The 10,182-nt window shown below is 42.9% G+C and carries 10 protein-coding genes and 1 tRNA gene; 5 read left to right on the forward strand and 6 right to left on the reverse strand.

The window, feature by feature from the left end; translation table 11 throughout:
- Positions 1-22: 22 nt before the first annotated feature.
- The gene (locus tag PLE34_RS18355; RefSeq protein WP_324559255.1) at positions 23-1,333 is read right to left on the reverse strand and encodes a DUF5690 family protein; all 1,311 of its coding nucleotides are present in this window, start codon (positions 1,331-1,333) and stop codon (positions 23-25) included.
- Positions 1,334-1,395: 62 nt separating this feature from the next.
- Here PLE34_RS18355 and PLE34_RS18360 point away from each other — a divergent pair, with 62 nt between their 5' ends.
- The gene (locus tag PLE34_RS18360; RefSeq protein ID WP_324559257.1) at positions 1,396-2,157 is read left to right on the forward strand and encodes a pyridoxine 5'-phosphate synthase; all 762 of its coding nucleotides are present in this window, start codon (positions 1,396-1,398) and stop codon (positions 2,155-2,157) included.
- A gap of 50 nt (positions 2,158-2,207) precedes the next feature.
- Positions 2,208-2,729, forward strand: coding sequence for a DUF2911 domain-containing protein (locus tag PLE34_RS18365; RefSeq protein ID WP_324559259.1), 522 nt, complete (start codon positions 2,208-2,210; stop codon positions 2,727-2,729).
- A 217-nt stretch (positions 2,730-2,946) separates the two neighbouring features.
- Here the strand turns inward: PLE34_RS18365 and hisIE are convergent, their stop codons facing one another.
- Entirely contained in the window at positions 2,947-3,543 is a 597-nt protein-coding gene (hisIE, locus tag PLE34_RS18370; protein ID WP_324559261.1) for a bifunctional phosphoribosyl-AMP cyclohydrolase/phosphoribosyl-ATP diphosphatase HisIE, read from the reverse strand.
- A gap of 480 nt (positions 3,544-4,023) precedes the next feature.
- On the opposite strand from hisIE, the gene PLE34_RS18375 reads away from it, so the two are divergent.
- Both PLE34_RS18375 and PLE34_RS18380 read left to right on the forward strand, forming a co-directional pair.
- A complete protein-coding gene (locus PLE34_RS18375) occupies positions 4,024-6,402 on the forward strand; it encodes a TonB-dependent receptor plug domain-containing protein (protein WP_324559263.1) in 2,379 nt (792 codons plus the stop codon).
- 3 nt (positions 6,403-6,405) lie between these two features.
- Entirely contained in the window at positions 6,406-7,323 is a 918-nt protein-coding gene (locus tag PLE34_RS18380; protein WP_324559265.1) for a DUF4249 family protein, read from the forward strand.
- Between the two features lie 124 nt (positions 7,324-7,447).
- On the opposite strand, the gene hisF is transcribed toward PLE34_RS18380, so the two are convergent.
- From hisF to hisH, 4 genes are all read right to left on the reverse strand, one after another.
- Positions 7,448-8,233, reverse strand: a complete 786-nt coding sequence (gene hisF / locus PLE34_RS18385) for an imidazole glycerol phosphate synthase subunit HisF (RefSeq protein WP_324559267.1) — start codon at positions 8,231-8,233, stop codon at positions 7,448-7,450.
- 35 nt (positions 8,234-8,268) lie between these two features.
- Entirely contained in the window at positions 8,269-8,679 is a 411-nt protein-coding gene (locus PLE34_RS18390; protein ID WP_324559269.1) for a four helix bundle protein, read from the reverse strand.
- Positions 8,680-8,741: 62 nt separating this feature from the next.
- Positions 8,742-9,458, reverse strand: coding sequence for a 1-(5-phosphoribosyl)-5-[(5-phosphoribosylamino)methylideneamino]imidazole-4-carboxamide isomerase (gene hisA / locus PLE34_RS18395; protein WP_324559271.1), 717 nt, complete (start codon positions 9,456-9,458; stop codon positions 8,742-8,744).
- A gap of 23 nt (positions 9,459-9,481) precedes the next feature.
- Complete coding sequence (gene hisH, locus PLE34_RS18400; RefSeq protein WP_324559273.1) at positions 9,482-10,090, reverse strand: imidazole glycerol phosphate synthase subunit HisH; 609 nt, start codon at positions 10,088-10,090, stop codon at positions 9,482-9,484.
- A 17-nt stretch (positions 10,091-10,107) separates the two neighbouring features.
- On the opposite strand from hisH, the gene PLE34_RS18405 reads away from it, so the two are divergent.
- A tRNA-Gly gene (locus PLE34_RS18405) sits at positions 10,108-10,180 on the forward strand.
- Positions 10,181-10,182: the final 2 nt, after the last annotated feature.

Below are 10,182 nucleotides of genomic sequence, written 5' to 3' on the forward strand. Positions count from 1 at the left end.
TAATTTTATAGTGATGATTTTTTTATACGTTTGGAATTCCGGCTGTAGCGGGTACAATCCTTTTCTTTGCACGAACGGCAGACCGGTAAAAGAACACGCATGCCGCTCCCAGCAGCACCAGCGATATTACAGCCTGCAGGTAGGTGAACTTCATGAGTACCAGCGACCAGTTCATCTCTTTCATGAAAAACTCTTTATACAGCATCAGCACCACGCTGCCCAGGTAACCGATGGAATCGCACATGTATACAAAAAAACCCGCGTTGGCTTTAATACGGAAGTGAGCGATCAGCCGCTCAAACAAGGCGATCTGCATAGGCATATAAGCCAGAAACAAACCGGTGCCCAGTAACAGCATCCACCAGAAAGGAGAAATGATATGCCGTTGAAAAAGAAGGGTAGCCAGTGCCGTTATCAGGAAGCCGGCGCCTATAATACCGTTCACGGCCCAAAAGCCTTTAAAATTATTTTTAATAGCAGAGAGGCTGCCGATAACCGCCAATACAATAATGCTTGTTATGGCTTCGGTTTGGGTGAACACATTTTTGTCCCACCCCGGGTCTACCTCATTCCATATTTCAACCGTAAAATTATCCCTGAAATCGCGCAGCGTTGCCAGGAAAGTATAAAGTATAATAAAGGCTACCAGGCCCCAGCCATATTGCCGGAACACATTCCGTTTGTCGGTGTTGGTCATGGGTAGCCGCGGCGCCCGCAACGCCATGTCATCCTGCGAAGGAGCGGGGATAACAGACAGCATCCATACGAACAAAAGAAATAAAGGCAAAAACAATAAGCCCATTACAAAAGGCATCCAGAACTCCGATACGAGGGGCAGCCATTCGCGTACGTCAAAATAAATAGTTTTTAACATGCCCGAAGAAACGATGAGGCTTACGCTTAGCCCTATGGCAAGCACTTCTGTAAATCTTCGTCCTTCGAGATAGCTGAATACAATGCCCCAGATCATTCCCAGCGGAAGCCCGTTCATGAATAAAAAAGCAAAATTGTAGGGATGAGGCACCCAGCCAAAAAACAACAGCGCTATCTCGGCAAAAAGTATTAACCCAATGATGAGCTGTGTACGGCTTGCAGCTTTTAGCTCGGATATCACTTTTATTCCTATGAATTTGGAGATCATATAACCAAATACCTGCGCTATAATAAGCACTACCTTATAGTTTATCCCCCATAACGACAAGCCTTCATATGTGCCTGCATTAAACGGTTTACGGAAGGCATACATACAAAAATAGGTTCCAAACGCCGCCACCATGCACCATACAATAAAGAAGGCTTTGGAGCTTGTAAGCAGTTTTTTGATCACTCCCATCTGTAAATTTTTAGTAAACTTTTGTTTAGTATAAGTAAATATATTTAAAAATAGAATAAGCTGTGAAAATAACAATAAATAAGGGTTTAATTTTGGGCATGCATCACATCACTAAACTTTCGGTAAACATAAATAAAATTGCTACGCTCCGGAACAGCCGCGGCGGCAATAACCCCGATGTATTAAAAGCCGCCAGGGATATTGAACGGTTTGGCGCCGATGGTATAACAGTACACCCCCGTCCCGATGAAAGACATATCCGCTACAGCGATGTAAGGGAAATAAAAAAAATAATCAATACCGAGCTCAATATTGAAGGCAATTGCAGGGAACAGAAATTTATTGACCTGGTATTGGAAACGAAACCGCAGCAGGTAACATTAGTGCCCGACGACCTCGGACAAATTACCAGCGATCATGGCTGGGATACCATAAAACATAAAGATTATTTAACGGAGATGATCGGCGTGTTTCAGCAGGCCGGTATCCGCGTATCCGTTTTTGTTGATCCGGTTGTTGAAATGATTGAGGGCGCTGCCGCAGCGGGAACCAACCGGGTAGAATTATACACGGAAGCGTACGCAAAAAATTATCTCTCCAACAAAGAAAATGCCGTTGCCCCCTATGTAGCTGCCGCTCAAAAGGCCAAAGCATTAGGGCTGGGCGTTAATGCCGGGCACGACCTGGACATGCATAATCTCAGCTATTTTAAAGAACAGGTTCCCTGGGTAGATGAAGTTTCTATAGGACATGCGCTGATATGCGATGCCCTTTATTTAGGATTGGAAAATGTAATTCAATTATATAAACGGCAATTAGGATAATGGCGATGGCACGAATATTGAACTAACCTGATATAAAAAACTACAACAATATGAAAAGATCATTCCTATTTCCGGCAATAGCAGTTTTACTGCTTTCATCGGGCGGGGTACTGGCACAGGATAATAAAGCGCCTGCCAGCCCTCCCGCAACCACATCGGCAAAAATTGCCAGCGGCGCTACCATCACCATTAACTATAGCCAGCCATCGGTAAAAGGCAGAACCATAGGCAAGGATCTTGAACCCCTGCCCGGCAAGGTATGGCGTACCGGCGCCAACAAAGCCACGGTTTTTGAAACAGACAAGGACATCAAAGTGGAAGGGAAGGATTTACCCGCAGGTAAATATGGCTTGTTTACCATAGCTGGCGATGACGAATGGACGATCATATTCAATAAAACATGGGAGCAGTGGGGTGCATTTAAATATGAAGAAGGGGACGATGCCTTAAGAGTAAAAGTTAAACCGGTTAAAGCCCCAGCGTTTGCCGAAAAGTTTACGATCAATGTAGATGAAAGTGGAAAAGTGAGTTTATTGTGGGGAGATACAGAAACCGATTTTACGGTGATGTAGTGAGAGGTGAGAAGTGAAAGGTGAAAGATACTTCGGGAAGGAAGGGTCTAATTGCCCGGAAATCTTTCACCTTTTTTTAATATTAAATCCGAAGAAGCTTTCAGCGATCAGCTTTCAGCTATGGCTGGCACAAAAAAAGCATATTCCTTCTGTCGTTAGCAGTACCCCCTCAAACCTTAAACCTTTCCACCATCAGGAACCATGTAAAATTTTCTCCTTATTTGGAATGCCTTTCCTGTAATTTTTCGCTAACATCTTTCAGCCGGTATCTTTTTGCGTTCAGAAGAATGAGGTAATGGAACAAAAGATCCGCCGCTTCATTAAGAAACAATGCATCATCATTGTCTTTGGCTTCAATTACCGTTTCTACTGCCTCTTCACCTACTTTTTGAGCAATTTTATTGATGCCTTTGGCAAACAGGGAAGCCACATACGAGTCTTCAGGCGATGATTTTTTTCGCAGTTCAATAATATCTTCGAGGTATAGCAGGAAATTATCGTTGTGATTTTTCTCCGACCAGCAGGTATCCGCTCCCGTATGGCAAACCGGCCCCAGCGGATGTGCCTTGATGAGCAAAGTATCATGATCGCAGTCAGCAGCAACAGATCTTAACTCCAGGAAATTCCCGCTTTCCTCTCCCTTGGTCCATAACCGTTTTTTGCTTCTGCTGTAAAAAGTAACTTTCCCCTCCCGCATCGTTTTTTGCAAGGCCTCATCATTCATAAAACCCAGCATCAATACTTTTTGGGTATCATTATCCTGCACTATGGCCGGTACTAATCCATCACTATATTTTTTAAAATCAATATTCATGTTCATTATTGATCGGCAAAGATATAAAATATGGATTAGCCGGTAGTAAAGCAGCCAGTTCGTATTTACCTTCGGTGAGAAAAGTTCAAATTACCTGAACTGTATATATAATTTTCACCGCCCACGAGAAAACAACCGTTACATAATTAAAACTGTTATGTATCCTGTGCCAAAAAGCAATCTGAAAGTCGTTTTTCATCTGCCCCGGTTAAAAAGTATCATTTATCAATCGCTACGTGTTTCTACTTAACAATCTGTTAATCATATCATTACGCTTAGCCGCAGTATTAATACTTCAAAAGGGGGTATAATCAGCGTAAAAAAGGCGCACGCCTGTACAATAATTAACAAAAATAAATATCTTGTAGCCCTGTTCTTTACAACTTCATGAAGCACCCATCCGTGTGAAAAGCCATGCCGTAAATTTCGGGACGTCCACAAAAGTTGTCCGTTCGTACCATTTTAAATATGACTACTGGCATGCGCAATCTCAGAACAATATATTGTTTTGTAAAAGCCCTCCTGCTGCTCTGTTGCTTACAGTGCATGCATACGGCTAATGCACAAACCGTTACGGTAAGCATCCATGTGCTCAACAGCATACACATGCCCGTAAGCAATGCTACTGTTGATATAGACGGGAACCGGATGCTTGCCGATTCCTCCGGAAAATTATTGCAGGCTTTTACAAAGGGAAATCACCTGATAGAAGCCAGTGCAGTAGGCTATTACAGCCGCTTGCTGCATATCACGCTGCTGTCTGATACTACTATCAACCTAATGCTTATTCAAAAGGAAAATGAACTCAGCAATATTGTTATTACCGCAGGGAAAAACAACAACAAAAACGAAATGAGTTTCTATTCTTTAGATATTGACCGCCTGAAAAAAATACCTGTTATTCTTGGTGAAACAGATCCGCTAAAAACAATCACACTTTTACCGGGTATAAAAAATGGAGGTGAGGCCGGTTCAGGCATTTATGTAAGAGGCGGGGGACCCGATCAGAACCTGATTCTTTTAGATGATATCCCGGTTTATAACCCGAATCACCTGTTAGGTTTTTTCAGCGTATTCAATGGTGAAGCCATCAAAAGTGTAAGCGTTAAAAAAGGCGATATGGATGCAGCTTATGGAGGCAGGTTAAGCAGCATAATATCCATTGATACCAGGGAGGGCGATAAAGATTCACTAAAACTCAGTGGTGGTATCGGTTTAATTTCCTCCAAACTTTCTATAGAAGGACCTTTAGTTAAAAATAAAGCTTCTTTCATCATCAGCGGCCGCAGAACATATATTGACCAGGTGGCGAAAGTTTTTGCAAAGAAAAGAATCGGTAATAACGGGTATTATTTCTATGATATTAACGGGAAGGCGGATTATGAAATAAACGATAACAATAAGCTGCTGTTTACTTTTTACAACGGCAAAGACAAATTTTCATACACCAACGATAAAAACAATCTATTCAACGCGAACTGGGGCAATACCATTGCAGGGCTCACCTGGAAACAACAAATGCCAAGCGGAAAACTGAAGCAATCTGTGTCAATGATCTATAACGCATTTGACCTTGACAGCTATTATGGCTATGATCTTTCGGATTATATTTTTACATCCGCTGTTACCGATTACCAGGTTAAAAACGACTGGAGCTACACGCCTTCGGGTAAATTTAACCTCAACTGGGGGCTTCAGTATATCTGGCACCAGTTTAAACCCGGCGCAGGCGATATTACCCAAGGAATACTGGAATTTAAAACGGAAATAAACAACCAGTATGCCCGGGAAGCTGCCATCTATCTAAGTTCAGGCTTCAGAATAAGCAGGCGTCTTCGTGCTACCACCGGCCTGAGGTACAGTTATTTTAACCAGGTAGGTCCTACTGAAAGGGTGATCTATAACGAAGACGGGAACCCAACAGGAGAAACAGAATTATATAAGAAAGGAGAAAGTATTGCGCACTACCAATACCCTGAGCCCCGTTTAAATCTGGATTATACCTTATCCTCTGTTTCAAGTATAAAGCTATCGTATAACAAGACCATCCAGTACCTGCATTTGGCCACAACCAGCGGGGCAACTTTTCCCAGCGACATCTGGATACCGGCCGGACAAATTGTTCAGCCGGGTATCGCTCAGCAGGTTTCTATAGGTTACTTTAGAAATACCCATAGCAATATATACCATTTTAGCGCTGAGGCCTATTATAAAGATTTAGATAACCAGGTAGAATTTAAGCAGGGAGCCCAGCTACTGCTCAACCAGAATATTGAGGGGGAAATGATGTTCGGGAAAGGGAAAGCATACGGAATAGAACTCTTTGCTGAAAAGAAAAAAGGGAAATTAACAGGCTGGGTTGGTTATACATTAAGCAGAACACAAAGAACGTATGCAGAAATGAATGATGGCAAACCTTTTCCCTATCGTTACGACAGAACACATGATATGAGTGTTGTAGCCAATTATACATTAAGCCGGCAATGGAATTTTTCAACAGTTTTTGTATTTGGTACAGGCAACGCGCTTACCATGCCTACAGGCAGGGTAAATTACAATGTTGGGTTTAATGTGAGCCAGCGTACAGCATCCTATACCAGCATGAATCAATACAACGAAATTAATAACTATCGCCTGCCGGCATACCATCGCGCAGACATTTGTGCCACCTATACGCCCATCTCAAAGAAAAAAAAACGGTTCAGCAGCAGTTGGAATTTCAACATATACAATGTTTACAACCGGCGGAACCCTTACTTTATTTATATGGACATCAACCAAACAGAAAAATCACTACAGGGTAAAATGGTGTACCTGTTTCCCATCACCCCTGCCATTGGCTGGAATTTTAAATTTTGAGGTATGACTGATTCCTATAAGCTGCCGAATATTGCAATTATTATTAGCCTGCTGCTGCTCTTTACGGGTTGTGAAAAAAATTTTGATATAGGTCTGGGCCATACCGAACCGCAATTGGTTGTAGAGGCCTACATTAATACCGAAATACCGGCATACAACTATGTAATACTCAGCAAAAGCCAAACCATTGAAAATACCAGCATCGCCAGTATCCCGGTAAAAAATGCCCTGGTTAAGATATCAGAAGGCAGCTTAATGCAGAACAATACGATTGTGTGGGACAGCAGCTCCTCTGTAATTTTAAAAGAAACAACGCTCCCGGATGTTCCTGCAGGTATAAGCGATGGTATTTATACAGATCCCAACCTGCAAACCGACCCGGCACGGGCATTACGGGGCATAGCCGGTAAATATTATTTGCTGGAGATTGAAGTAAATGGTGAAATATTTACAGCTACTGCTCCTTTATTATCTCCAATACCGATAGATCATCTAAGCACCGATTATCATTATACCGATGAAGATGGAACCAGCAAAGGGCGCATTACGGTAAACTTTAAAGACCCTGATACTACCGGTAACTGCCAGTTGTTTTATTGGCGCCACAGTGATAATCAAAAGAGCTTTGGGTGGGGCAGCCTGGGTACCAGAAAAAGGATAACCAACTCCGATGAAAATAATAATGGCAGCTATATGCGTCTTACCAACTCCTATGGTTTTGTGAAAGGCGACAGCATCACTTACTACATGGCTAATGTAACGAGAGATGTATATAATTTTTGGGACAGCTATAACAAAGCGAGGAACAGCAACGGCCCATTATCTACACCGGTATCGTTATTGAGTAACATAAGTGGTAATAATGTAACGGGGTGTTTCAGCGGGCTGGCCATCAGCGCCGCAACTATCATAATGGATTAATAGAACAGCATTTTTAAAACGGGGTTATTATTTTACCGGCCGCAACACCCTGGTGTGACTTTCGTTGCGACGCTCCGTTCAGGGTTCCGTCCGCTATTCTTCAGAAATTCACCAGTCAATAACTTCATCCGTTATTTATTATGTTTTCCGGGAGCATGCGCACAGGGATACCCTTTTCAAATAAGAATTGCTTAAGCTCGGGAATGGCTATTTCCTTGAAATGGAAAATGCTGGCGGCTAAGGCTGCATCGGCTTTGCCTTCATTAAATACGGATATAAAATGCTCCATTGTACCCCCGCCGCCACTGGCAATAACAGGCACGGGTAATTGCGTAGATAAGGCGCTTGTAATATCCAGCGCAAAGCCCTGTTTCGTTCCGTCATGATTCATAGACGTTAGCAATATTTCGCCTGCACCAAGGTTTACGGCCTGTTTTGCCCAGTCAATACATTTCATGCTGGTTTTGGTTCTTCCGCCATTGAGGTATACATACCATTCGCCGTCTTCTTCTTTCCGGGTATCAATGGCCAGCACCACGCACTGGCTGCCAAATTCCTTTGCCAGTTCATGAATCAATTGAGGGTTTTTAAATGCGGCCGTATTCACGGAAATCTTATCCGCACCATTTTCAAGCAGCACGTTCACGTCTTCCACACTGCTAATGCCGCCGCCTACCGTAAAAGGGATATTGATGTGATGGGCAATGCGCTTAGCCAGCTCGCTCAATGTTTTTCTTTTTTCAACCGTTGCGGTAATATCTAAGAACACCAGCTCATCTGCGCCCTGCCGGGCATACAGCGCACCCAGTTCCACCGGGTCGCCCGCATCGCGCAGGTTTACAAAATTGGTTCCTTTTACGGTACGCCCGTCTTTAATATCAAGACAGGGAATGATGCGTTTGGTGAGCATGGAATGATTTGAAATTTTAAATTTAATATTTGAGATTAAGAACCTGGGTACCTGTCTTTAAATTTTTGTCCCTTTACTGTTGATTTATTGAGATAACTAATAAAACCAGCCATCTCCTTGGCCAGTTTTTCATATTCATCTATTATGGCTATTCCGTCAATATGATCAATATACTTGTTATCCATAGCACGGTAAACCTGCGACCTTACTTCTCCCGTTGAACCTTTAGCTATTCCTAAAAAATTAACAAATTCCAACCGGGATGAACGTTCAAAGCCTTCTGCTATGTTATCCATAACAGAGCCGGCCGAAGCTCTTAGCTGGTCTCGAAATTTAAAATCACTTTTAAATAACGGACTCTGTTCAATCATCCTAAAAATTCTGTTACACAGGCTTCTGGACTGCTGCCACAAAGGCAAATCTTCAAAACGATAAATGGTGGACATAGGTTAATTTGAAATTCGCTTAAAAGTAAGATTTGTTTCCGCGGAAATGCATGAACTCAATCTCAAATCTCAAATTTCAAATCTTTAATCTTCACTCTTCCCTCATATATCGCCTTGCCCACTATCGCTCCGTTACATCCGGCATCACGCAGTGCACGCAAATCATCAATGGAGCTTACGCCGCCGCTGGCGATGAAATGCAACGCAGGAAATTTTTGTACGATGCTTTTATACAAATCCACTGCAGGGCCTTCCAGCTTGCCGTCTTTACTTACATCTGTACAAAATATTTGTTTTACGCCATGTTGTGTATATTTTTCAATAAAGTCGTATACCCATATATCTGTTGTTTCGAGCCAGCCGCCAATGGCTATCTTTTCATCTTTTACATCGGCGCCCAGCAAAAATTTATCCGCGCTAAAAATGGTAAACCATCTTATCAATTCAGCTTCATTTTTAACCGCTATGCTACCCACTGTTACCAGCGCCGCACCCGAATTAAAAACAACATGCACGTCCTCCTCCCGCTTGATACCGCCCCCAAAATCAATCGTCAATGCGGTTTTTCCCGCAATGGTTTCCAGCACTTTCCAGTTTTTTACCTGCCCGGCTTTGGCGCCATCCAAATCAACCAGGTGCAGCCGTTGCAAACCGGCGCCTTCAAATTCCTTAGCCACTTCCAGGGGATGTTCATTGTAAATTTTCTTCTGCGCATAGTCGCCCTGTGTAAGCCTTACGCATTTGCCGTCTATGATATCAATGGCAGGTATGATTTCCATATATTGTTTAAAGCATTTTGATTTTAATGGCAGCGCTCAATGAAATTTTTAAGGATGCGCTCACCGGTATCCGCACTTTTTTCGGGATGAAACTGCACGCCGTAAAAGTTATCTTTATGCAGCGCCGAACTATAGGGAATAATATAATCCGTAGTGGCGATGGTATGTGCTCCGGAGGCTGCGTAGTAGCTGTGAACAAAATAAGTGTAACTACCCTCCGGAACCGCATGAAACAATTCCGTTTTAAGACCATAGATATTGTTCCAGCCCATCTGGGGAATTTTAATATCGTTCGCCTGATCCTGTTCTTTTTTCCTGAAAAGCTTCACATCTTCATCAAAGATATGCAGGCAGCTTACATTATGCTCCTCCGAAAACCTGCACATCAGTTGCATACCCAGACAAATGCCCAGCACCGGTTGTTCAAGGTGCTTAATCACCTCATCCAGCTTCCTGTTTTTTAAATACCGCATGGCGCTGCTGGCCTCCCCCACGCCCGGAAATATTACTTTATCGGCACTGCTGATCTGCTCCACATCATCGGTAACTTTCGCCTCCAGCCCAATGCGTTCCAGAGCATATAAAACCGATTGAATATTGCCTGCATTATATTTTATAATTACCAGATTCATTGTAACTTTATTTCTATGCGGAAATAGCTCAGTTGGCAGAGCATCAGTTTCCCAAACTGAAGGCCGCGGGTTCGAATCCCGTTTTCCGCTCT

The organism is Agriterribacter sp. (assembly GCF_035445465.1).
Taxonomy (GTDB): Bacteria; Bacteroidota; Bacteroidia; order Chitinophagales; family Chitinophagaceae; genus Agriterribacter.

What these genes read in the sequence shown, in the direction of transcription:
- PLE34_RS18355 (WP_324559255.1), bottom strand. Translation starts at nt 1,333, where the DNA reads ATGGGAGTGATCAAAAAACTGCTTACAAGCTCCAAAGCCTTCTTTATT.
- PLE34_RS18365 (WP_324559259.1), top strand. Translation starts at nt 2,208, where the DNA reads ATGAAAAGATCATTCCTATTTCCGGCAATAGCAGTTTTACTGCTTTCA.
- hisIE (WP_324559261.1), bottom strand. Translation starts at nt 3,543, where the DNA reads ATGAATATTGATTTTAAAAAATATAGTGATGGATTAGTACCGGCCATA.
- PLE34_RS18375 (WP_324559263.1), top strand. Translation starts at nt 4,024, where the DNA reads ATGCGCAATCTCAGAACAATATATTGTTTTGTAAAAGCCCTCCTGCTG.
- PLE34_RS18380 (WP_324559265.1), top strand. Translation starts at nt 6,406, where the DNA reads ATGACTGATTCCTATAAGCTGCCGAATATTGCAATTATTATTAGCCTG.
- hisF (WP_324559267.1), bottom strand. Translation starts at nt 8,233, where the DNA reads ATGCTCACCAAACGCATCATTCCCTGTCTTGATATTAAAGACGGGCGT.
- PLE34_RS18390 (WP_324559269.1), bottom strand. Translation starts at nt 8,679, where the DNA reads ATGTCCACCATTTATCGTTTTGAAGATTTGCCTTTGTGGCAGCAGTCC.
- hisA (WP_324559271.1), bottom strand. Translation starts at nt 9,458, where the DNA reads ATGGAAATCATACCTGCCATTGATATCATAGACGGCAAATGCGTAAGG.
- hisH (WP_324559273.1), bottom strand. Translation starts at nt 10,090, where the DNA reads ATGAATCTGGTAATTATAAAATATAATGCAGGCAATATTCAATCGGTT.